This is a genomic window from Ralstonia psammae (assembly GCF_958405935.1).
Taxonomy (GTDB): domain Bacteria; phylum Pseudomonadota; class Gammaproteobacteria; order Burkholderiales; family Burkholderiaceae; genus Ralstonia; species Ralstonia psammae.
In genome coordinates this window covers 37,815-59,339 of sequence record NZ_CATZBU010000014.1, presented here as the reverse complement: position 1 = coordinate 59,339, position 21,525 = coordinate 37,815, and the positions used below count along the sequence as shown (strand labels likewise).

General features: G+C 62.9%; 20 protein-coding genes. 9 read left to right on the top strand and 11 right to left on the bottom strand.

All coding sequences use genetic code 11. From position 1 onward, the window contains the following. Positions 1 to 267: 267 nt before the first annotated feature. From R2N16_RS21400 to R2N16_RS21390, 3 genes are all read right to left on the bottom strand, one after another. On the bottom strand, positions 268 to 1,557 hold the full coding sequence (locus R2N16_RS21400; protein WP_316668388.1) for an NRAMP family divalent metal transporter: 1,290 nt from the start codon (positions 1,555 to 1,557) through the stop codon (positions 268 to 270). Positions 1,558 to 1,770: 213 nt separating this feature from the next. Continuing rightward, a complete protein-coding gene (locus R2N16_RS21395) occupies positions 1,771 to 2,088 on the bottom strand; it encodes a hypothetical protein (protein WP_316668549.1) in 318 nt (105 codons plus the stop codon). Positions 2,089 to 2,279: 191 nt separating this feature from the next. Continuing rightward, positions 2,280 to 2,438 (bottom strand): DUF3309 family protein, encoded by a 159-nt coding sequence (locus R2N16_RS21390; protein ID WP_316668386.1) that lies wholly within the window; start codon positions 2,436 to 2,438, stop codon positions 2,280 to 2,282. 421 nt (positions 2,439 to 2,859) lie between these two features. Here R2N16_RS21390 and R2N16_RS21385 point away from each other — a divergent pair, with 421 nt between their 5' ends. Further along, the gene (locus R2N16_RS21385) at positions 2,860 to 3,129 is read left to right on the top strand and encodes a hypothetical protein (protein WP_316668383.1); all 270 of its coding nucleotides are present in this window, start codon (positions 2,860 to 2,862) and stop codon (positions 3,127 to 3,129) included. Between the two features lie 10 nt (positions 3,130 to 3,139). On the opposite strand, the gene R2N16_RS21380 is transcribed toward R2N16_RS21385, so the two are convergent. The 3 genes from R2N16_RS21380 to R2N16_RS21370 all read right to left on the bottom strand — a co-directional run bounded on the left by R2N16_RS21380 (position 3,140) and on the right by R2N16_RS21370 (position 5,164). After that, entirely contained in the window at positions 3,140 to 4,000 is an 861-nt protein-coding gene (locus tag R2N16_RS21380) for a transglutaminase-like domain-containing protein (protein ID WP_316668381.1), read from the bottom strand. Between the two features lie 110 nt (positions 4,001 to 4,110). Further along, positions 4,111 to 4,404: a hypothetical protein gene (locus R2N16_RS21375; protein WP_316668379.1), complete on the bottom strand. Its 294-nt coding sequence runs from the start codon at positions 4,402 to 4,404 to the stop codon at positions 4,111 to 4,113. Between the two features lie 430 nt (positions 4,405 to 4,834). Then, positions 4,835 to 5,164 carry a hypothetical protein gene (locus tag R2N16_RS21370; RefSeq protein ID WP_428984152.1) on the bottom strand — a complete coding sequence of 110 codons (330 nt, stop codon included), beginning with the start codon at positions 5,162 to 5,164 and terminating at the stop codon, positions 4,835 to 4,837. A 480-nt stretch (positions 5,165 to 5,644) separates the two neighbouring features. On the opposite strand from R2N16_RS21370, the gene R2N16_RS21365 reads away from it, so the two are divergent. From R2N16_RS21365 to ettA, 8 genes are all read left to right on the top strand, one after another. Then, a complete protein-coding gene (locus tag R2N16_RS21365) occupies positions 5,645 to 7,057 on the top strand; it encodes a carbohydrate porin (RefSeq protein WP_316668377.1) in 1,413 nt (470 codons plus the stop codon). Positions 7,058 to 7,281: 224 nt separating this feature from the next. Beyond that, positions 7,282 to 7,488 (top strand): hypothetical protein, encoded by a 207-nt coding sequence (locus R2N16_RS21360; protein ID WP_316668375.1) that lies wholly within the window; start codon positions 7,282 to 7,284, stop codon positions 7,486 to 7,488. Between the two features lie 30 nt (positions 7,489 to 7,518). After that, complete coding sequence (locus R2N16_RS21355; RefSeq protein WP_316668373.1) at positions 7,519 to 9,162, top strand: Nramp family divalent metal transporter; 1,644 nt, start codon at positions 7,519 to 7,521, stop codon at positions 9,160 to 9,162. Between the two features lie 827 nt (positions 9,163 to 9,989). After that, positions 9,990 to 10,952: a ubiquinol oxidase subunit II gene (cyoA, locus tag R2N16_RS21350; RefSeq protein WP_316668371.1), complete on the top strand. Its 963-nt coding sequence runs from the start codon at positions 9,990 to 9,992 to the stop codon at positions 10,950 to 10,952. Between the two features lie 9 nt (positions 10,953 to 10,961). Further along, complete coding sequence (gene cyoB, locus R2N16_RS21345) at positions 10,962 to 12,941, top strand: cytochrome o ubiquinol oxidase subunit I (protein WP_027680204.1); 1,980 nt, start codon at positions 10,962 to 10,964, stop codon at positions 12,939 to 12,941. 4 nt (positions 12,942 to 12,945) lie between these two features. Then, complete coding sequence (gene cyoC, locus R2N16_RS21340; protein ID WP_232041141.1) at positions 12,946 to 13,587, top strand: cytochrome o ubiquinol oxidase subunit III; 642 nt, start codon at positions 12,946 to 12,948, stop codon at positions 13,585 to 13,587. Further along, on the top strand, positions 13,587 to 13,955 hold the full coding sequence (locus R2N16_RS21335; RefSeq protein WP_316668363.1) for a cytochrome o ubiquinol oxidase subunit IV: 369 nt from the start codon (positions 13,587 to 13,589) through the stop codon (positions 13,953 to 13,955). The genes cyoC and R2N16_RS21335 overlap by 1 nt, the downstream gene beginning before the upstream one ends. Before the next feature lie 150 nt (positions 13,956 to 14,105). Continuing rightward, on the top strand, positions 14,106 to 15,773 hold the full coding sequence (ettA, locus tag R2N16_RS21330) for an energy-dependent translational throttle protein EttA (protein WP_316668362.1): 1,668 nt from the start codon (positions 14,106 to 14,108) through the stop codon (positions 15,771 to 15,773). Here the strand turns inward: ettA and R2N16_RS21325 are convergent. The 5 genes from R2N16_RS21325 to R2N16_RS21305 all read right to left on the bottom strand — a co-directional run bounded on the left by R2N16_RS21325 (position 15,770) and on the right by R2N16_RS21305 (position 21,232). Further along, positions 15,770 to 15,994, bottom strand: coding sequence for a CDGSH iron-sulfur domain-containing protein (locus R2N16_RS21325; RefSeq protein ID WP_316668359.1), 225 nt, complete (start codon positions 15,992 to 15,994; stop codon positions 15,770 to 15,772). The two genes, ettA and R2N16_RS21325, sit on opposite strands and share 4 nt — an antisense overlap. 9 nt (positions 15,995 to 16,003) lie before the next feature. Beyond that, positions 16,004 to 16,492, bottom strand: coding sequence for an aminoacyl-tRNA deacylase (locus R2N16_RS21320; RefSeq protein WP_316668357.1), 489 nt, complete (start codon positions 16,490 to 16,492; stop codon positions 16,004 to 16,006). 155 nt (positions 16,493 to 16,647) lie between these two features. Next, positions 16,648 to 16,956, bottom strand: coding sequence for a hypothetical protein (locus R2N16_RS21315; RefSeq protein WP_092975663.1), 309 nt, complete (start codon positions 16,954 to 16,956; stop codon positions 16,648 to 16,650). 188 nt (positions 16,957 to 17,144) lie between these two features. Further along, positions 17,145 to 19,733 (bottom strand): glucans biosynthesis glucosyltransferase MdoH, encoded by a 2,589-nt coding sequence (mdoH, locus tag R2N16_RS21310; RefSeq protein WP_316668353.1) that lies wholly within the window; start codon positions 19,731 to 19,733, stop codon positions 17,145 to 17,147. Continuing rightward, positions 19,706 to 21,232, bottom strand: coding sequence for a glucan biosynthesis protein G (locus R2N16_RS21305; protein ID WP_316668546.1), 1,527 nt, complete (start codon positions 21,230 to 21,232; stop codon positions 19,706 to 19,708). Before R2N16_RS21305 ends, mdoH begins: the two co-directional genes overlap by 28 nt. Between the last annotated feature and the right edge of the window lie 293 nt (positions 21,233 to 21,525).

The following is a 21,525-nucleotide window of genomic DNA, read 5'->3' as shown; positions in this document are numbered from 1 at the left end:
ACGCTTGAAATACGCACGACGCAGCGTAGTGACCGGCGATGGTTTTCTGAATATCGCTTTACGCCCAACAATGGACGTGTCACCCCTTGGGCACAGGCGGCCATTCCGGAGGGATTCGTTTCTCCTGGCCTGGCATTCAGCGCGGGGATACTACTGGGGCAACAATGCGCGGAGCTTGCCCGCTGAAGCGGGCATTGCCATTGCGGCAGAGCTACTGCCGCAAGAGGCCAACCTCGACATGTGCATCACGTGTTTGCGTGTCGATGCCTATAGCAGGAACATCGCCATGGCGGCAACGCCCATGATCGCCGTGGTAGTCCAGCCCAGGACGATCAAGGGTCGGCTTGCGGTGTATGCCCCCATGACGGCGGGTTTCGAGACCAGCAGGATGATGACCACCATCAGAGGTACCGCCACCACGCCATTGATGACAGCGCTCCAAAAGAGCGCTTTCATCGGGCTGATCGGAGAGTACTGAATTGCAAGCCCGGCAAGCACGCTGACCGCAATGATGCTGTAGAACCCACGCGCATCGCTCACCTTGCGTTCCAGGCCCTCCTTCCAACCCATGGTTTCGGAAAGCGCATAGGCTCCCGAGCCGGCCAGCACCGGTACGCCGATCAGGCCAACGCCCAGAATGCCGATGGTGAACAGGAGGTACGCAAAGTCTCCTGCAAGCGGCCGCAAGGCACTGGCGGCCTGCGCCGCCGTCGTGATGTCGGTGACGCCGGACACATGAAGGGTCACGCCTGTGGCCAGGATGATGAAATACGCGGTCACGTTCGAATAGAGCATGCCGCTCCACGTGTCCCACCGGATGCGCCGGAGTTCCGTGCCAGCCTTGGCGCCATCACGCTTTAACGATGGGCGCGCACGCATGTCCTCAACCTCCTCGGACGCCTGCCAAAAGAAGAGATAGGGGCTGATGGTGGTACCGAACACCGCGACGACCATGGACGCGGCGCTCGCGTTGAGCTTGAAGCTGGGCCACACCGTATGCAGCGCGACTTGGCCCCACGGCACATGCACGGTAAACAAGACGGCCGCGTAGGCCAGCAAGGAAGCCGTCAGCCACTTCAGGAAAAAGACGTAACGATGGTAAGGAACGAATATCTGCAGCGCCAGCGTGCCGAATACAACGAACGCTGTCATGAGATGCCGGTCGACACCAGAAACAAGCTCCGCAACCTCGCCCATCGCCGCGACGTCAGCAGCGATATTCAGGGTGTTTGCGACAAGCAATAGCAGCACCACGCCGCGCAGCACAATCGGCGGGAAGACATCCTTGATATTGGCGGCGAGCCCTTTTCCGGTGACGCGTCCCATGTTTGCGCACATGGATTGAATCGCGGCCATCAAGGGGAAAGCGAGCGGCATTGTCCAGAGCATGTCCAGGCCAAACTGCGCGCCGGCCTGCGAATAGGTCGCAATCCCGCTCGGATCGTCGTCGGCGACGCCGGTGATGAGGCCAGGGCCAACGCGGGACAAGGGATGCTCTTTCAAGCGCGCCCGCAACGTGCGATACAGATTGGCCCGGGGGCGTCCGCTGGCATCCATTTTTGGCGTCCTCTTACCTGGGCTTGGCTGGAGATGATCATAGCGCCTTACCACGAACCAAAAGCATCGTTAGGTGCGCAAATCTGTCCTGCAAATCGGTGCGCATTGTCTACGTACTGAATGTGGAGGAGCGCATCCAAGGCGCGCGAGCGACACCGGACGCATGTGGAACTCTGCAAGCACCCCAGCACGAGGCGAAAGGGCTCTAATAGCTCACTCCCGTGGCCTTTTCATCGCCTCCGCTTCCTGGGCAGCGTTTCGCTCTTCATAGGCTTCAGTCGGCTCCATTGCCTCGTCCACGGAAGACGCGGCGCGCTCTGCAGACGCTTTCGCTTGATCCAGAAATTCAACCGACTCCTCCTGTGTGTCAATAGGAGGGGTCAGCATGTCTTTGAGCATGGCCTTCAATTCTGGCGTGTCCCACGGTTCATGCCGCTGCGCTTTGGTCTTGATGTAATGACGGATCTCAGCATCCTGGGCGGCGGTCAACGGGAGGCCTCGAAAAGTACGTCTTGGATTGGTATCTGGCATGACATCTCTCACATAATCGACGATTGAAGAATCACGGATGAACTCATATGCGACCTTTTTCACCTGCATGCCGCTTTCGGTTCTTGGGTGAAGATCGGCGATTTAACGGAGTTGCACCATTCGTTGCTACGGGGGGGCACGTGCTTATCCGAACACACGCGCACGGATATGTGGCCTACTGACGCGCTGGTTCAGATTTGCCCCGTGAGCATCAGCACGAGCACGAAAAGCACAAGAACGCCAATTGCTCCGCTCGGCCCGTAACTCCACTCAGTGTTGTAGGGCCACACCGGAACCGCGCCGACGATGGCGACGGCCAAGATGGCGAGCAGTAGGGCACCGACAGACATGACGCGCTCCTCGTGCAGGCTCCCGTGCGGGTAATCTGGACGACGCTGCGTCCCACACGCTTGCAGTGTCAAATCGAGCCCCGAGCCGCAGGCGCTCTCATTGAGAGAGCACAGTTCCACGTCAATCAAGGGTAAAAGCTAGGGAGCGTAAAGACGGTCCGGTACCGTACATGGGCGCAGTCAGCTTGGCGCTTCCAGCGGTGCCATTATTGACAGGCCGGCGCATACGAAGGCAACGCGGCCAACGCACCTAAAGCCCGATCGAACTCCCACGCAGGTAAGGCGCCTACTGGGCGCTCCCAACGGCACTATCCAATCTGGGTTCGCTGCATCAGATGCGCATGACCGTTGCAATAGCCGCCATCGCTCCTGGTTTGATGCACTACGCTTGCAGAGGCGGTAGAAAAAAGGGAGGCGCAGCATGAACCGCATGACCGAGTATCGTGGCTTCGAAATTCATTTGCAGTTGGTTGGGACTCACAAGGACATGTTCGAGCTGTGGTTCAGCATCGACGGCCCCATGAAACCGCCCGGTGTCGTAGCAATAGGCAAGCGCATCAAGGTCCACGGCGGCCCCTTCTCTCGACGCTGGGCGTACCTGATTGGCGAATTGGCAGGCCGCGCCGCGGTAGACGTCATTCTTGGCCCCGAAGACGAGCCTTCTACGATAGAGACGAGCGATACGCCGTAACTTCAGCACCTCACCACGTGCTGATTCCTTGGGCGGTGTCGATTGGCATGCTGTGTTTCAGATCTGCGTCTGACAGGGCCGCAACTTCCACGACCGGCCGCGACAGTGCGACGTTGCCAAACACCAGGGCAATGGGCACGTCTGCCGCATCGCGGCCGGTGCCGATTCGCAGAAGCCCCATGGGCACCGACGCTTGCGAGGGGTCGACCAGATACCATTGGTTTCCCAGAAAGACCTCCACGAAGGCGTGGAAGTCGGGCGATCCCAGCGATGGATTGGCACCATAGTCGAGACTGGTCGCGAAGCGAGCCGGTATGCTCAGCGCACGGCACAGTGCAATCATCAAGTGTGCGTAGTCGCGGCACACGCCCTTGCGCTCCACGAGTGTGTCGACTGCAGACGTCCGCTCGCTCGTCGATTGCGGTGCAAATCGTACATAGCGACAGACCCAGTCCCGAATCCGGATAACGAGTGGATAGCCGCGTTGGCCGCCGCCAAATTCCTGCTGCGCAAACTCCATGAGCCGGTCCGATTCGCAATAGCGACTGGGGGTCAGGAATGGGATGACGTCCAGCGGTAAATCTGCAATGGAGGCTTCGTGCAGCAGTTCGGCGGGCGTCAATAGGTGGTCTATGTCCACCGTCGCCTCATAGGTCAAGGTGAAGTTGCCCTGAGGCGCCCGTACACGCAAACGGCGATTGAGCAGGATTGGTTCGGTGTGCGGTACGACCGACATCGCCGGCGTCAGATGCAGGGACTCGGCGACGACCGTCTGGCGAGACGTCATCGCGGCGTGAACATTGAAAATGAAATCCGCAGTGGCATCACGGATCTCATAGGCCAAGCAGACTGAGTAGCGCATACGAACCATACGACCCTCCTGTAACCCCCGGAGCCCCGCGGTTGTTGGCAAAACAAGCGATGAGCGAAAAGCAACGTCGGGGGTGTCCCGACCATTGCTTACCAACGGGTGGGCGATCACTAGAAGGTCATGGACTGACCGGGAACGAGCCCATCGATGATGTCTTCAGCACCCTTCGTAGCCGCACGTTTGGCGGTACCGATGCTCTCCCATGGCTCACCGCTCAGACGAAAGATATTTGAGTGCTCCGTATCCGGAGACGCACCTTCGAGGCAGATCACCACAGAGGCGCTGTATGACCGGTCTGGACGCCGCTCATGCCATTCGCGTGGCGGGGTGAATTGATAGACCAGGGGGTAAATATCGTACCCCTTGTAGCGGCAAGTCGGATAGGCATCCACGGCAATCTCCATTGAATGGAGCACCCGTTGTGGCTATAGGTATGTTTCGCGCGAATGCCCCAAGAAGCAGCATCGTCGTTCGCTGGAAAGGTGTCGGTACGGCAGCAGACGCATTGATCGCGTGGCCTGCACCAGCTTCGAACTGAGGCACCCACAACGGACCGGCTCCTGTACGGTACCGATGCCAGGTTTGACGCGGCAATGGAAAGCTTCGGAAACGCGACCGTGAGGAAACGCACGCTAGCGTCGCGCCCATCATGTGATGCGGGCGGCATCGCGTGTGGCGGGTGCGCGCCACGCATCTACGACGATGCCTTTGCTGGTGCGGGATGCCATGCGGGGCACTTGAGGAGCAGGACCTACGTCAACCCTCATGCCCGCACACCTCGCTGGCGTGCCAGTTCCGGACCACTCGCTCGCGCGCGATTCAGCCTCGCGAGGCTCAACCGCGCCGCACCCAGATCACCTTGCCGCCCTGAATGCCCAGGTTGCGGCGGTCTTCGCGGTAGTCCATGGTGCCGGGCAGGGCTTTGCCATCGCGCTCGCTGACGCGCCAGGGGCAACCATTGAGCAGGGCCGTGACATCCTGTTCGGATTTGCCGATCAGGGCGTCGTCGGGAGCGGCGGCCGCCTTGCATGCGGCGGCGGGTGGTGTGTGCTCGGTCATATTGGGTTCGCCCCCGTTCCTGGCTTGCTCTGAGCCAGCCGTCACGCAGCCGGCCATGCCTGCTATGGCTGCAATCGTGGTGAGCAGCGTTGCTAAGCGCGTCATACAACCTCCGTCTGCGATCGCTGTGATCGCTGTGGTGAGCATCCCCGGGGTGATGCACTCGATCATGGCGGCAGTGTACCGATCCAGGCTTGCGAGGCGCCTCACGCCGGGGTGTTGCCGCCGCGCAATGCGCTTCGCGACGCCCCCAAGAAAACGCTTGCCGCCGTCAACGACACTTTGTTACTCTGCGCCCCGTCATAGCTACGGAGATCATCTCCATGGACAGTTGTTCTAGTCGATCCTCGATCGCACATTGAACGGCTAGACAGTCTCGGCGCACCGTCTTCGCGCCTCACCACTGCCTGGCCGTATTGCACGGCGGGTGGTGGCTCTTGTGTGGGTTCTCTGCGCAAGCCCCTTCCTGAAATCGATTGTTGTATCCGGCACGGCCGCGTGGCTGCGTGCGTTTGCGCGCGCCATGGCAAGGCGCGTGGCCGGCGTTTGCCTACGCCTGTCAGAGAAGCAGGCGGGGGAGGTCTCATGCTGTTTCTCTCGATGCTGCAGTACGTTTGGGCGGTGGTGCGCCCGCTGGTTTGGGTTCGCGCGCTGATGGGCGTGGCGGCGGTGTTGTCAGTCATGTCGATGGCGTATGCGGCGGATACGCCGGCTTCAGCGGGTGAGGTTCCGCGCATCGCCAGCGGCGAGCTGGATGACCGCTTCGGCTTCCATGGCCAGACCACGTATGTGTGGCAACGCAAGCCTGCATTCGACGCTGCATACAGCGGTGACAACAGCCTCGGGGCCGCTCGCGCGAAGAGTTATTCCTTCACGGCCACGCTCGATCTGGGGATGCGCTTGTGGAAGGGCGCCGAGTTCCACTTCAATCCGGAGGTCGCGCAAGGCGTAGCGTTCTCTGAGCTGCATGGCCTTGGCGGCTTGCCCAACGGCGAACTCGCCAAGACGGCAGGGACGAATCCGACGCTGTACCGCGCCCGCGCTTTCCTGCGCCAGACGTGGGGCCTGGGTGGCGACACGGAAAAGGTCGACGCCGATTTCAACCAGCTCGCCAATGTTGTCGACAAGCGCCGTGTGGTGCTGACTGCCGGCAACTTTGCCGTGCCGGATGTGTTCGATGCGGTGTCCTATGCGCAAGACCCGCGTACACAGTTCCTGAACTGGTCGTTCATGGCGCATCCGTCATTCGACTATCCCGCGGATGCGCGTGGCTACAACTGGGGCGTGGCGCTCGAGTACATCGACAGCGAGAACGGTTGGGCGGTGCGCGCAGGCCGCTTCCTGCAGCCGGAGCAATCGAACGGTTTGCCGCTCGACACGCGTTTCCTCAGACACTACGGCGACATCCTTGAACTGGAGCGCCGCTACACGCTGTTCGGCCAGGAAGGTACGGCACGGCTGCTCGGTTGGCGCAACCAGGCGCGCATGGGCCGGTTTGACGATGCGATGGCGCTGGGTGCGGCCACGGGCGCGGCGCCCGACCTCGGGCTGGTGCGCAAGGAGCACGCCAAGTTGGGCGTGGGCGTTTCGTTCGAACAGAAAGCCGGCGACAACCTCGGCCTGTTCGCGCGCCTGAACTGGTCGGACGACAAGACAGAAACGTACGCCTTTACCGAAGTCGGCCGCAGCGTGTCGTTTGGCGGGTTGCTCAAGGGCACCGCGTGGCGCCGCCCGAACGATGTGCTGGGTGTGGCCGTTGCGGTGAACATGCTTGGGCCGGATCACCGCGCCTATCTGGCTGCGGGCGGCAGCGGCGCGTTCCTTGGCGATGGCGGCTTGAACTATGGCCACGAGCGCGTGCTGGAACTGTTCTACAGCCTGCAGGTGGCCAAGGCGCTGGCGATCAGCCCGGATTTCCAGCTCATTCAGCACCCGGGCTACAACCGCGACCGCGGGCCGGCCAAGTTCGTGGGTGTGCGCGTCCACGCCGAGTTCTAACCGTAGGAGGACCCATATGGACAGTCCGAGTCGACCTTACCCAACGTCTCTTCCCCACTAGGCGAGTCCGCCGCACGGTTGTTCCTTGCTGCTGACTTGCCGACCAGGCAAGGCAGCGGTGTCTGCATCGCTCCTTGATCGTTTCGACAATGCCGCCGCGTGTGTGCAACGCGTGCGGCGATGGCTGCGTGCCGTGCGTTTGCGCACGCGGCGAGGAGTGTGTCATGCGCAAATTCAATGTACCCGCCCGTCGTTTCTCGGCGATCGCACTGCTGTTCAGCTCGCCGTTCGTGCAGGCCCGGGCCGGTGCGCCCGAGCGTGCCGACGCGGCTTCGGCCACCTTCAACCGGCGTGCAGGTGACGGCGGCCAAACGCTCTCCAATCACGGCTATGCGGCCGCAGCCATCCGGCTGTCGCGCACGTACTGGTAATCCAACAACACCTATCTACTGGAGGTCGATATGACCCAATTCGCTTCGGGCATCGACGCACCACCACGTCATGCCGTGCTCGACGATGCCCACGTGGGCGACATTCGAGGTGCACTCGGCACCATCGCGCACCACGATACGGGCGCGCGCAACAGCTGGCGCGCGCGTTTGCGAACGTTGCTCGCCATCCTCGGGCCTGGACTGATCGTGATGGTTGGCGACAACGATGCTGGCGCCTTCGGCACGTACACGCAGGCCGGTCAGAACTACGGCACCACGCTGCTGTGGACGCTATTGCTGCTCATTCCGGTGCTGTACGTGAACCAGGAGATGGTGCTGCGCCTGGGGGCTGTCACGCGGGTGGGCCATGCGCGGTTGATCTTTGCGCGCTTCGGCAAGTTCTGGGGCAGCTTCTCCGTCATCGATCTGTTTCTGGTGAACGCGCTCACGCTCGTGACGGAGTTCATCGGCATCAGCCTGGCGCTGGAGTACCTCGGCATCCCGCGACACTGGGGCGTGTGCGCGGCGGCAGCGCTGGTGATGCTGGCTGCGTCCACCGGAGACTTCCGCCGCTTCGAGCAGTTTGCGCTGGTGCTGGTGGCAGGCAGTCTCACGCTCATCCCCGTGTTCGTGATGGTGCATCCGCCGGTGGGGCAGGTGACGCGCGACTTTTTCGTGCCAGCGTTGCCGGCGGGTGCACCGTTGGCCGAAGTGATGCTGCTGATCATCGCCATCGTCGGGACGACGGTGGCACCGTGGCAGTTGTTCTTCCAGCAGAGCTACGTGATCGACAAGCGCATCACCGCGCGCTTCATCCGCTATGAGCGCGCGGATTTGTGGCTCGGCATCGTGCTCGTGATTGCCGGCGCAGTGGCGATGATCGCCTTCAGCGCCCAGGCCTTTCACGGCACGCCGGAGTTCGGCAACTACACCGATGCGCTGGGCACGGCGCAAGGCTTGGAGCGCCACTCGGGCCGCTGGGCCGGTGTGCTGTTTGCGATTGCGTTGCTGGACGCCAGCATCATCGGCGCGTGCGCGGTGTCATTGTCGACCGCGTACGCGATTGGCGATGTGTTTGCCGTGCGGCATTCGCTGCATCGCAAGCCGACGGAGGCCAAGGGCTTCTATGCCGTGTACTTCGGGCTGACATTGCTGGCTGCGGGATTGGTGCTGACGCCCGGTGTGCCGCTCGGTCTGCTGACCAATGCCGTGCAATCGCTGGCCGGGGTGCTGCTGCCGAGCGCCACAGTGTTCCTGCTGCTGTTGTGCAACGACAAGGCGGTGCTCGGCCCATGGACGAACGGCCGCGCGATGAACATCTTCACCGGCGGTGTGGTGGCTGTGCTGGTGATGCTGTCGGTCATCCTCACTGCGGCAGTGCTGTTCCCGGGCATTGGCGAATTCGAGATCGGCGCCATCCTGATCGGCGGCACGCTGATCGCGGTGGTGATGTCGCTCGTGCTGTGGCGTATCGAGCGACGTACCTGTCGGCCGCATCATCCGCAGCGTGTGAGCGTGCTGGACCGTGATCACTGGACGATGCCGCCCCTCGAGCAACTCACGCCTGCACGGTGGACGCCGCTCAAGCGCACGTGGATGTTCGTGCTCCGCGGTTACCTCGTAGTGGCGGCGGGGCTCGTGCTGGTGCGGATTGCCGGTCTGCTCACGCAATGACGCAGTAAAGAGAGGCGCAAGTGGGCCACCCTGGTGGCCTGTTCGCCTTGCCCGCGCCGTGCGCTCGTTGCCGCAGATACGCGCCGCGTCGTGGCAACCCGGCGATGACTTCGCGCTTGCCCAGGCTGTGGGCGAGCCGGCGCCGCGGCGGGTAAGGGCGCAGGAGTGGGAGAGCCGCAGGACCCGGATGGCGACGTGAGGCAGGAAAGCCCCTCCCAAGTGAGAATTATTCTTATTTTCAACTCGACATTTGGGCGCACATTTGGCGACAACGTCGGTTGCGCACCACTGTGGCTGATTGTCGCAGTGCAACAACAGGCACTTTCGATTTGCTTACCCGCAAAGCCGCGTAAACCCTAGCCGTACGGCGAGGGCATCACTTGTCAATCGACGTCCGTTTCTATCTGCCTGAGCAGATAGCGCGATCCGAAGCGCTGTCTGGCGGTAAGATCGCGCCCGCATTCCACTCCCAACCGCGCTCCCCCAACGGGCGCATGACGTAGTGCCTGCTCCGACCTTTTACGCCCCCGATCTGTCGTCCGCCGCTTTGTGCGACGCGGCGGCGCACGGTCTCGCCCATGCCCGGCATGAGCGAAGCCCGCCTCGCCAACTGAGGGCGTTGGGTTCAGCTTCTCCCTGACCGGCGCCCGATGTGATCGAAGATCCGCTGCCGCACCCAGGCGTATTCGGGGTGCCGGTAGTTCGGTTTTTCTCATTTCCCGCGTTTTTCCGCCTGTGGCTGCTGTCTGGGCTGCTGGGCTCCCGTGATGTCCGGAAGCATCGCCGGCGCAATTGTGCAAGACATGAAGAACACACTCGTTCCACATATGAAGCGGCTCCTCGCCGCAAGCCTCCCGCTCCTGCTGGCGGGTTGCAACCTGACGGTCCTGGACCCGAAGGGGATGATTGCGGCTGAAGAAAAGACGCTGATCCTGGTGGCGACCGGCCTGATGCTGCTGGTGGTCATTCCCGTGATCGTGCTGACACTGGTGTTTGCGTGGAAGTACCGCGCGTCCAACACCAAGGCCCGCTACGAGCCGGACTGGTCGCACTCCAACGCCATCGAGGCCGTGGTGTGGCTGATCCCCTGCCTGATCATCATCGTGCTGGGCGTGATCACCTACAAGTCCACGCACGCGCTCGACCCGTACAAGCCGATCGAATCGGACGTGAAGCCCATCACCGTCGAGGCTGTTTCGCTCGACTGGAAGTGGCTGTTCATCTATCCGGAACTGAAGATCGCGACGGTCAACCAGCTCGCGTTCCCGGCCAACACCCCGATCAACTTCAAGATCACGTCCGACACGGTGATGAACGCGTTCTTCATCCCGCAACTGGGCAGCCAGGTGTACGCCATGGCGGGCATGCAGACCAAGCTGCACCTGATCGCAAACGAGACCGGTGTGTTCGACGGCATGTCATCGAACTACAGCGGCTCGGGCTTCACGGGCATGAAGTTCAAGGCCACGGCCATGACGAACGAAGCGTTCGACGCCTGGGTCAAGCAGGTTCGTGAGTCGTCGCAGAACCTGACCAAGGAAGGCTACGCCGAGCTGTCCAAGCCGAGCGAGAAGGTGCCCCCGGCGGCGTACGCATCGGTCGACCCGACGCTGTATCACAGCATCCTGCACAAATACATGGACAAGATGGGCGAAGGGGACAAGGTCCTCACGCTCGACGAGGCGCTCGAAGGCGCCAACTGCACGACGGCCACGGCTGAGGCGGCAACGCGTCCGCTGCCGGTGCAGTCCGCCCTGCCGGCGCCCAAGGGCGTGGCCAAGAATTCCTAGGAGTTGACGATGTTTGGCAAGTTGAGTCTGGAGGCCATTCCACTGCACGAGCCCATCGTGGTCGTGACGGTGTCGGCCATTCTGCTGGGTGGCGCAGGGCTGTTCGGCCTGATCACCTATCTCAAGAAGTGGACCTACCTCTGGAATGAGTGGATCACCTCGGTCGATCACAAGAAGATCGGCGTGATGTACTGCATTCTGGCCATCGTGATGCTGCTGCGCGGCTTTGCAGACGCCATCATGATGCGCTCGCAACTGGCGGTCGCCTCGGGCGGCGGTGCCGGCTACCTGCCGCCTGAGCACTACGACCAGATCTTTACCGCGCACGGCGTGATCATGATCTTCTTCATGGCCATGCCGCTGATGACGGGCCTGATCAACCTGATCGTGCCGCTGCAGATTGGCGCGCGCGATGTGGCATTCCCGTTCCTGAACACGCTGTCGTTCTGGTTGGCTGCCGCAGGTGTGGTGCTGATCAACGTGTCGCTGGGCGTGGGTGAATTCGCTCGCACCGGCTGGCTGGCATATCCGCCGCTGTCGGAACTGGCCTACAGCCCGGGCGTGGGGGTCGACTACTACATCTGGGCGCTGCAGATATCCGGCCTGGGGACATTGCTGACCGGTGTGAACTTCGTCGCGACCATTTTCAAGATGCGCGCGCCGGGCATGACGCTGATGCGCATGCCGATCTTCACCTGGACCGCTCTGTGCGCCAACATCCTGATTGTGGCTGCCTTCCCGGTGCTGACCGTGGCACTGGCGCTGCTGGGTGCCGACCGCTATCTGGACATGCACTTCTTCACGAATGACGGCGGCGGTAACGCCATGCTGTACGTGAACCTGATCTGGATCTGGGGCCACCCCGAGGTGTACATCTTGATCCTGCCGGCGTTCGGCATGTTCTCGGAAATCGTTTCGACGTTCTCGCGCAAGAAGCTGTTCGGCTACACCTCGATGGTGTGGGCAACCGCCGGTATCACCGTGTTGTCGTTCCTGGTGTGGCTGCACCACTTCTTCACCATGGGCTCGGGAGCGAACGTCAACGCGTTCTTCGGTATCGCGACGATGATCATCTCGATCCCGACGGGCGTGAAGATCTTCAACTGGCTGTTCACGATGTACCGTGGCCGCGTCGAGCTGAACTCGATGATGCTGTGGACGATCGGCTTCATGATCACCTTCGTGATCGGCGGGATGACCGGCGTGCTGCTGGCCGTGCCGGGCGCCGACTTCCTGCTGCACAACAGCCTGTTCCTGATCGCCCACTTCCACAACACCATCATCGGTGGCGTGGTGTTCGGTTATCTGGCTGGTATCACGTACTGGTTCCCGAAAGCCTTCGGCTTCAAGCTGGACGAGAAGTGGGGCAAGCGCGCCTTCTGGTGCTGGTTCGTGGGTTTCTACACAGCCTTCATGCCGCTGTATGTGCTGGGCTTCATGGGCATGACGCGTCGTCTGAACCATACCGACAACCCGGCATGGCAGCCGTGGCTGATCGTCGCCGTGATCGGCGCCGCGATCATCGCTTGCGGTATCGCTTCGCAGCTCATCCAGATCTTCGTGAGCATCCGCAACCGTCATGCGCTGGCTGATCTGACGGGCGATCCGTGGGGCGGCCGTACGCTGGAGTGGGCGACGTCGTCGCCGCCGGCGCACTACAACTTCGCCCGCGTGCCGGTCATCCGTGACATCGACGCGTTTGCCGACATGAAGGCGCGTGGTGAAGTGCTGACGCAGGTCGCTCCGAGCTACGAAAAGATCCACATGCCGAAGAACACCGGCGCCGGCTTCTTTATCGGCATGTTCTCGATTGTGATGGGCTTCGCGCTGATCTGGCACATCTGGTGGATGGCCGTGCTGGGTCTGGTCGGCATGATCGGCAGCTTCATCCTCCGCAGCAACAACGACGACATCGATTACTACGTGCCCGCTCACGAGGTTCACGAGACCGAGTCGGCCTACTTCCAACGTATCGGTTCGCAGGCTTAAAAACATGGCTTCCAATGTTCTAGACGGTCACGCCGCGCACGGTCACGCGCACGGCCACGACCACGCGCATGACCATGCGCACCACCACGATGCCGCAGACACCAAGGTCTTCGGCTTCTGGGTGTACCTGATGAGCGACTTGATCATCTTCGCGTCGCTGTTTGCCACGTTCTGCGTCCTGCGCGGCGCGACGGCAGGCGGCCCGACGGGCAAGGAGCTATTCGATCTGTCGTACGTGGCGATCGAAACCGGCATCCTGCTGGTGTCGTCCATCACCTACGGCATGGTGATGATCAGCCTGCAGAACGGCCGCAAGGATCAAGTGATGCTGTGGCTGGGCATCACCTTGCTGCTGGGCGCCGCGTTCGTCGGCATGGAAATCAACGAGTTCCACCACCTGATTGCAGAAGGTGCGGGCCCGAGCCGCAGCGCATTCCTGTCGTCGTTCTTCCTGCTGGTCGGCACACACGGCCTGCACGTGGCGAGCGGCATGCTGTGGATCATCGTCCTGATGTGGCAGATCGCTGCCAAAGGCCTGACCCCCACTCAATCGACCCGCCTGTCGTGCCTGAGCCTGTTCTGGCACTTCTTGGACGTGGTGTGGATCGGCGTGTTTACCGTCGTCTATCTGCTGGGAGCGATGTAATGGAACAGACCAACGCTACGACTGCGATCGCCCACGGCGACGCGCACGGTCATGCAGCCGGCGGCGCCGGCCATGCCACCGTCAAGGGCTACCTGATCGGCTTCGTGCTGGCGGTGATCCTGACGGCCATCCCGTTCAAGATGGTGATGGACGGCGGCTACTCGCACCAGACGGTGCTGGTGACGGTGATGGCCCTGGCGGTCGTGCAGATCGTCGTGCACCTGATCTACTTCCTGCACTTGGACGGCTCGTCCGCCCAGCGCTGGAACGTGATGGCCTTCCTGTTCACGCTGCTGATTCTGGCGATCGTCGTTGTCGGCTCGCTGTGGGTCATGCATAACATGAACGCCAACATGATGACGATGTAACGAGGCTTGGCCTCCCGCTGCATCGGAAGGGCGCCCCTGGTGGGCGCCTTTTCTTTTGCTCGTGCGGCCGTGAGCCCTGGCCTTGCCATGCCCCGGCTTTGTTAAACTCGCCGGGTTCCCCATTTCTGCGTTTCCCCCCGCAATTCCGCCATGTCACAGTACGTTTTCACCATGAACCGCGTGGGCAAGATCGTTCCGCCCAAGCGCCAGATCCTCAAGGACATCTCGCTGTCGTTCTTCCCGGGCGCCAAGATTGGCGTGCTGGGCCTGAACGGCTCCGGCAAGTCGACCGTGCTCAAGATCATGGCTGGCCTCGACAAGGACATCGAAGGCGAAGCCACGCCGATGCCCAACCTGAACATCGGTTACCTGCCGCAGGAGCCGCAGCTCGATCCCGCCAAGACCGTACGTGAAGAGGTCGAGAGCGGCCTGGGCGAAGTGATGGATGCGCAAAAGCAGCTCGAAGCCATCTATGCGGCGTACGCCGAGGAGGGTGCCGACTTCGACAAGCTGGCCGAGGAACAGGCGCGCCTGGAAGCCATCATCGCCGCTGGTGCAGGTGACAACGTGGAGCTGCAGCTGGAAATCGCCGCGGACGCACTGCGCCTGCCGCCGTGGGACGCCAAGATCGAGCATCTCTCGGGCGGTGAAAAGCGTCGCGTTGCGCTGTGCAAGCTGCTGCTGTCGCGCCCCGACATGCTGCTGCTCGACGAGCCGACCAACCACCTGGATGCGGAATCGGTGGACTGGCTTGAGCAGTTCCTTACGCGCTTTCCGGGCACCGTGGTGGCCGTGACCCACGACCGCTACTTCCTCGATAACGCCGCCGAGTGGATTCTCGAACTCGATCGCGGCCACGGCATCCCCTGGAAGGGCAATTACAGCTCGTGGCTCGATCAAAAAGAGACGCGCCTGAAGCAGGAAGAGTCCAGCGAATCAGCCCGCCAAAAGGCGCTGAAGAAAGAACTGGAGTGGGTGCGCCAGAACCCCAAGGGCCGTCAGGCCAAGTCGAAGGCGCGTCTGGCCCGCTTTGACGAGCTGAACAGCCAGGAATACCAGAAGCGCAACGAAACGCAGGAAATCTTCATTCCGGCCGGCGAGCGTCTGGGCAATGAAGTGATCGAATTCACCAACGTCAGCAAGGCCTATGGCGATCGTCTGCTGATCGATGACCTGAGCTTTACGATTCCGCCGGGCGCCATCGTCGGCATCATCGGCTCGAACGGCGCGGGTAAGTCGACGCTGTTCCGCATGATCACGGGCAAAGAGCAGCCGGATTCGGGCACCATCAAGATCGGTCCGACGGTCAAGCTGGCTTACGTTGACCAGAGCCGCGATGCGCTGTCCGCAGACAAGACCGTCTTCGAAGAGATTTCCAACGGTTCGGACATCCTCACGGTGGGCCGCTATGAAACGCCGTCGCGTGCCTACATCGGCCGTTTCAACTTCAAGGGTGGCGATCAGCAGAAGCACGTCGGCACCCTGTCGGGCGGCGAGCGCGGGCGCCTGCATCTGGCCAAGACGCTCATCTCGGGCGGCAACGTGCTGCTGCTCGATGAGCCGTCAAACGACCTCGACGTGGAAACGCTGCGTGCGCTGGAAGACGCCTTGCTCGAATTCGCGGGCTGCGTGATGGTGATCTCGCACGATCGCTGGTTCCTCGACCGTATCGCCACGCACATCATCGCGTTCGAAGGCGATTCGCACGTCGAATTCTTCCCGGGTAACTACCAGGAATACGAAGCCGACAAGAAGAAGCGTCTGGGCGAAGAAGGCGCGAAGCCCAAGCGTATCCGCTACAAGCCCGTTACGCGTTAAGCAGGTGCATCGGGCGCAGGCGCGTCGAGGTTGCTGTCAAACTCGACGCGCTTGTGCGAGCCGTCACAGAACGGTTTGTTCAACGAGTGCCCGCAGCGGCACAGCCACGCCTGGCCTCCCTCCACCGGCAGCTCGCGTCCGCCCTGGGTGACGATCCGGAAGCTTCCCTTGATGTGGTACGGCCCGTTGTTGCGGGCCGTGATGACAACGTCGTCGGCCATGGTGCGTGCTCAGAAGAGGATGCCCTGCATGCGATACGCGAAGCGAGCGGGCTTGGCGTCGCGCATCAAGGCCATGAACTGATCCATGTCCATATGCACGACGTTTTCGTGGTCGCCGGCTTCGAAGTAGACATCGCCGTGGGTCATCAGGCTGCTGTCGATGTAGGTCGGCATGCCGTAGGCCATGCCCACGGGCGGTACGGCGCCTGCATCGCAGTCCCGGAAGACTTCGCGCAACTCGGATTCATCGGCGAGCGTGAGGTCCAGGCGGCCCGATTCCTTTTGCAACTCGGACAGATGCAGGTGATACGTCGATGGCAACACGGCCGCGACGTAGCCGAGCTTGTCTTCTAGCAGCAGCGTCTTGGCCAGACGGTCACCCGGGACATGTGCAGATTGCGCGGTCTCGGTGCTCGTGTGGGTATGCGGATGGCGAATCACCTCGTACAGGCAGCCCTTGCTGCGCAGGCAGCCGTCGAGGGTGCTGGAGATCGACATGACGTCCTCCCGTGTGCTGTGCGGCCGGCGGCGGGATTGCGGTGGCCGCTACGTCAGCATAGGTCGGTTTGCAGATTGCGCAGGCATTCGAGCGTACAAAAGCAACGGGCCGCTCGTGCGAGCGGCCCGTGTGCCGATGTAGCTGCCTGTCGCTGTTAGCGATCCCAGCCGCGGTGCCAGCCGTTATCGTGGCGCCATTCGCGTTCGCGCCACTCATGACGGCGCCATTCGCGCTCACGCCAGTAGTCACGGTCGCGGTAGTAGCCCCCATAGACAACCGGGGCCGGCGCATAGACCGGGGCTGGGCGGTACACCACGGGCGGCGGTGCATAGACAGGCGCCGGGGCCACATACACCGGCGCAGGCACGCCGATCGACACGCCGACGTCCACATGCGCCAGCGCCGCCGTCGAGGCGCACAGCGCGGCGCCACCCAGAACGAATGCGAGCAGTGTGCGTTTCATGATGCTTCTCCTTACGGTTGCGAGGCCGGGGGCTGGAGTGCCATCGACTTCGTGTATCAAGTTCGTGATGCCATTCTATGAACCGCGGGGCGCTTCAGGTGATACGCAAATCCTACGGATGTAACGGAAAGTAAAACGCCCCACCGGCAAAACGCTGGTGGGGCGCGGTATTTCACGTGGCGGCTCGCTCAGCCTTGTGCAGGCTCCCAGGCCGCACGCTGTTCAGGCGACGACCACACCGCCAGATGCAGCGCCGACAGCGAGAGCGGATCCGACAGCAGCACCAACTTCTGCTTGCCCGTGAGTTTGTCCGGGCCGACTTCCAGCGCATGACGCACATGCGCTTCACGCACAGCAATCAAGCGCCGGTCGTGCGGAAAGCGCGTCGTGCCGATCGCGCACATCAGCGCGTTGGTGACGGGGTCGACCACGGCTTGGCGGAAGTCCGGCATCGGCGGCGCATTGCGCAGGTGCTTGCGCGTGGCACGCAGCTCGCGCGGCGGGCGCACTTCCTCGGGGATCATGAACAGGCGCAGGCGCCGCATGCGGCGGCCCAGGCTCACGCGGCTGGAGAACACGGACAGCGGAATCGACACGATCAGCGCGCCCACCACTGGCGAAAGCCACCACAGGAAGCTCGGGTTCAGCCAATACACGATCGCTGCCCAGACGATGCCGATTACGGTGTGCAGGCCGTGGCGGCGTACGGCGTCGCCCCAATGCGTCTGCGCGTCCTCGCGCGGCGGCGACTTCCAGTGCACTTTCCAGCCGAGGAACGCGGCCGTCACGAAGCGCGTGTGGAACAGCATGCGCACCGGTGCGGCCAGCACGGAGAATGCCGCCTCGATCGCCATCGACAACGCCAGGTGGATCGCCCCGCCAAAGCGCTTCGGCCCCTGCGCCCACAGCACGAGCACGCTCAGGATCTTCGGCAGGAACAGCACGGTGGCGGTGGCAGAAAACAGCGCGGCGGCTTTTTCCGGATGCCACTCTGGCCAGATCGGGAAGAGCTGGCGCGGCTGCGTGAAGTATTCGGGTGCGATCAGCGTGTGCTTGGCCAGCAGTGCTGTCGACAGGATCAGGAACAAAAACCACAGCGGTGCCGACAGATACGCCATCACCCCGGTGATGAACACCGCGCGGTGCACACGGTGGAAGCCCGGCGCGCCGAACAGGCGGAAGTTCATGAGGTTGCCGTGGCACCAGCGGCGGTCTCGGCCCAGCTCGTCGAGCAGGTTGGGCGGCATTTCTTCGTAGCTGCCGTCCAGGTCATAGGCGATCCACACGGCCCAGCCGGCGCGGCGCATCAGCGCGGCTTCGACAAAGTCGTGCGACATGATCTCGCCCGACAGCGAGCCCTTGCCCGGAATCGGCGCCAGTGCACAGTGCTTGATGAACGGGTCCAGCCGGATGATCGCGTTGTGGCCCCAGTAGTGCGATTCACCCAGCTGCCAGTAGTGCAGGCCGGCAGTAAACAGCGGCCCATACACGCGCGTGGCGAACTGCTGGATACGCGCATACAGCGTGTCGCGGCCGGCGGCGCGCGGCGCGGTCTGGATGATGCCCGCCGACGGCGCGCCTTCCATCAATTGCACCAGGCGTGTCAGGCAATCGCCGCTCATCACACTGTCTGCGTCGAGCACGATCATGTAGCGATATTTCCCGCCCCAGCGCCGGCAGAAATCGTCGATGTTGCCGCTCTTGCGCTTCACGCGGTGGCGGCGCCAACGGTAGAAAATGCGGCCGAAACCATCGAGCGCGCGGCAGATATGCAGCCATGCGTCGGCTTCTGCCGTGCGGATGTCCGGGTCGCCGGAGTCCGACAGCACGAAGAAGTCGAAGTGCTCCAGATGCCCCGTGCGCTGCAACGATTCGTACGTCGCGCGCAGCCCCGCGAACACGCGCTGCACATCCTCATTGCAGATCGGCATGACGATGGCCGTGCGCGCATCGTCCGGAATCGTAGCGTCGGGCGTGGCGCGGCGCGAGATGACGAAGCGGTCGCCGTGGAAGGCCAGCAGCAGGAAGCCGGTGATGGCCGTCCAGAAGCCCGCCGACACCCAGCAGAACAGCACCGCAAACAGCACGATGATGATGGCTTCGAGCCAGTCGGCGCCGTGATACGGCAGCACCGTGCTCATCGCCCATGTGGCAGCGATGGTCTGCGCGATCATCAGCGCGAGCAGCGTCAGGCGGCGGCGCGCGCCGACAAAGCGCCAGATGCCTTTCGGGTCGGGTGAGTCAGGTGCTTCGTACGGCACCGGCTTCTTCCCGCCGTGCATCCAGCGGTCGATGGCCTTGCGCGTGCGCCAGATCGGCCCGAGCACCCACGGCCAAGGCACCATCGAGCGACGCGCGGGCGTGGGCCCGGTATCCAGGTGGATGCGGCCTTGGCTGTCATGATCGACGGGCGGTGCGGGTTCGACGGAAGGCTCCGTCGATGCGGCATCGGTGCGCGTGGCGCCGTAGGCGGCATCCAGGCGCGAGCCTACGGAAGCGTAGGCCGGGGCGTCGGCGTCGAGCGACGTCGTCTGCGCCGGGTCGAGCTTGGCCAGCGCGCGATGCAGCTTGGCGAGCGCCGCAGCATCGTCGTCGCCGGCTGTGATGCCCGCATTGCGCAGCAGCGCAGCACGCGCATCGGCCGCCAGCGGCAGCGCTTCAAGATAGCGGTCGGCCACAGCATGCGCCGTGGCCGGGCCGGTGGAGGGGGCAGCGCCCGCGGCGCCGCCAGTCTGGGCTGTCGTCACGTTCAGCCCGGAGGTAACAGGTAGCTCCACGTCTCGGAGAGTCCGGTGCCGCCGCTGCGCAGGTAGCCGCGCATTTCGACGGGTTTATCGTCGTCGACCCGCTTGAGGCGCACGGTCACGCGCCAGCCGCCGGTCGCGGTGTTGGGTTGGCCGAAGATCGACTCGATCTTGCCGTTGGCATCTGCCGAGAACACCGGCTCAACCGGTGCATTCGGTGCCAGCTTGGCCAGCGCGGGGCCTTCAAAGTCGACCACGAAGGCGATCGTATCGTCGGGCTTGCGCTCGTCCGGGCGCTTGGTCGTCCAGCCGTGCGAGCGGCGCGTCTGCGTGACCCATGCCAGCGCGGGCTTCTTGTCGGCGTCCTTCTGCCACAGCAGACGGTAGTCGAGATTGAACGGCTGATGTGGCTTGGGCGGGTTCTCGGGCACCCAGTAGGCGACCACGTTGTCGTTGGTCTCGTCGGGCGTCGGGATCTGCACAAGCTCCACGCGGCCCGCGCCCCACTTGCCAAGGGGCTCGACCCACGCGCTTGGGCGCAGTTCGTAGCGGTCGCCGATTTCCTGGTAGCTGGAGAACGCGCGGTCACGCTGCATCAGGCCAAAGCCCCCCGGGTTGGTCGTCCCGAACGAGCTGACCAGCAGGCGCTTGGGGTTCGTCAGCGGACGCCAGATCCATTCACCCGTGCCGGAGAGCACCGACAGGCCGTCGGAGTCGTGTACCTCGGGGCGGAAATCTAGCGCCGGCGCCGGCTGATTCTCGCCAAAGAAGAACATGCTGGTGAGCGGGGCGATGGCCAGTTTGCTCACGTTCTCGCGCATGTACAACTGCGCCTTCACCTCGACCGCCGTGTCGCTGCCCGGCTTGATCACAAAGCGGTAGGCACCCGTGGCGCGGCGCGAGTTGAGCAGCGCGTAGATCGTCAGCTCTTTCGCGTTGGCGGCGGGGCGTTCGATCCAGAAATCGGTGAAGCGGGGGAATTCCTCGCCTGAATTGAGCGCGGTGTCGATGGCCAGGCCGCGCGCCGAGAGGCCGTAGACCTGCCCCTTGCCGATGCCGCGGAAGTACGACGCACCCAGGAACACGATGACCTCGTCCTTGTATTTGGGCGTGTTCATCGGGTAATGCACGCGGAAGCCGGCAAAGCCGAGCTTCTGCAGCTGCCTCGGGTCGAGCTTGACCGGGCCGTAGTCGAACAGCCGCGGATCGAAGCGGATCTCGCGTACGCCGGCGGGCGACACCTCGTTGATCTTCACGGGCTGGTCGTAATACGAGCCCTCGTGGAAGAAGCCGAGTTCGAACGGCAGCTTCTCGCGGCGCCAGTAAGCCTGGTCGGACTTGAAGCGGATTTCGCGGTACTGGTCGTAGCGCAGCTCGCGCAATTCACGCGGCAGGGTGTCGGCGGGCGCCTGGTACGGCTTGGCGGCCAGTTGCTTGGCGCGCGCGGCCACATCGTTGAAGCCAAAGGCCAGCGCAGCATGCGCCGAAGCCAGCGCCAGCAGGCCCACGGCCAGCCGCGCATAGCCGGCTATCGAACGGGTGCGTACCGCGCGAGCGGCCCCCGGCGTGCGGGAGGAAACAGCTGAGGGAATGTTCAAAATGAGATCGCGTCTATGCGGCGGGCCCGAGGAACGTGACGCTTGGGGCCTGCCGGTCATTCGTCTGTGCCGCCGAGATTTTACCCGCCGGACCTTTATGAGATCAAAACCAGCAACATTTTGATAACGTTTGCGGTCGCATCGGGCCGATATCCGCGTCAAATGGCGTGTAATCGGGCGGTATTTGGTGGGTCAGCCGTTCGGTTGAGGGGAACGCACGCCGCCGG

Coding starts and splice junctions, on each gene's coding strand:
- R2N16_RS21400 (WP_316668388.1), bottom strand. CDS start 1,557: ATGGATGCCAGCGGACGCCCCCGGGCCAATCTGTATCGCACGTTGCGG.
- R2N16_RS21395 (WP_316668549.1), bottom strand. CDS start 2,088: ATGCCAGATACCAATCCAAGACGTACTTTTCGAGGCCTCCCGTTGACC.
- R2N16_RS21390 (WP_316668386.1), bottom strand. CDS start 2,438: ATGTCTGTCGGTGCCCTACTGCTCGCCATCTTGGCCGTCGCCATCGTC.
- R2N16_RS21385 (WP_316668383.1), top strand. CDS start 2,860: ATGAACCGCATGACCGAGTATCGTGGCTTCGAAATTCATTTGCAGTTG.
- R2N16_RS21380 (WP_316668381.1), bottom strand. CDS start 4,000: ATGGTTCGTATGCGCTACTCAGTCTGCTTGGCCTATGAGATCCGTGAT.
- R2N16_RS21375 (WP_316668379.1), bottom strand. CDS start 4,404: ATGGAGATTGCCGTGGATGCCTATCCGACTTGCCGCTACAAGGGGTAC.
- R2N16_RS21370 (WP_428984152.1), bottom strand. CDS start 5,164: ATGACGCGCTTAGCAACGCTGCTCACCACGATTGCAGCCATAGCAGGC.
- R2N16_RS21365 (WP_316668377.1), top strand. CDS start 5,645: ATGCTGTTTCTCTCGATGCTGCAGTACGTTTGGGCGGTGGTGCGCCCG.
- R2N16_RS21360 (WP_316668375.1), top strand. CDS start 7,282: ATGCGCAAATTCAATGTACCCGCCCGTCGTTTCTCGGCGATCGCACTG.
- R2N16_RS21355 (WP_316668373.1), top strand. CDS start 7,519: ATGACCCAATTCGCTTCGGGCATCGACGCACCACCACGTCATGCCGTG.
- cyoA (WP_316668371.1), top strand. CDS start 9,990: ATGAAGCGGCTCCTCGCCGCAAGCCTCCCGCTCCTGCTGGCGGGTTGC.
- cyoB (WP_027680204.1), top strand. CDS start 10,962: ATGTTTGGCAAGTTGAGTCTGGAGGCCATTCCACTGCACGAGCCCATC.
- cyoC (WP_232041141.1), top strand. CDS start 12,946: ATGGCTTCCAATGTTCTAGACGGTCACGCCGCGCACGGTCACGCGCAC.
- R2N16_RS21335 (WP_316668363.1), top strand. CDS start 13,587: ATGGAACAGACCAACGCTACGACTGCGATCGCCCACGGCGACGCGCAC.
- ettA (WP_316668362.1), top strand. CDS start 14,106: ATGTCACAGTACGTTTTCACCATGAACCGCGTGGGCAAGATCGTTCCG.
- R2N16_RS21325 (WP_316668359.1), bottom strand. CDS start 15,994: ATGGCCGACGACGTTGTCATCACGGCCCGCAACAACGGGCCGTACCAC.
- R2N16_RS21320 (WP_316668357.1), bottom strand. CDS start 16,492: ATGTCGATCTCCAGCACCCTCGACGGCTGCCTGCGCAGCAAGGGCTGC.
- R2N16_RS21315 (WP_092975663.1), bottom strand. CDS start 16,956: ATGAAACGCACACTGCTCGCATTCGTTCTGGGTGGCGCCGCGCTGTGC.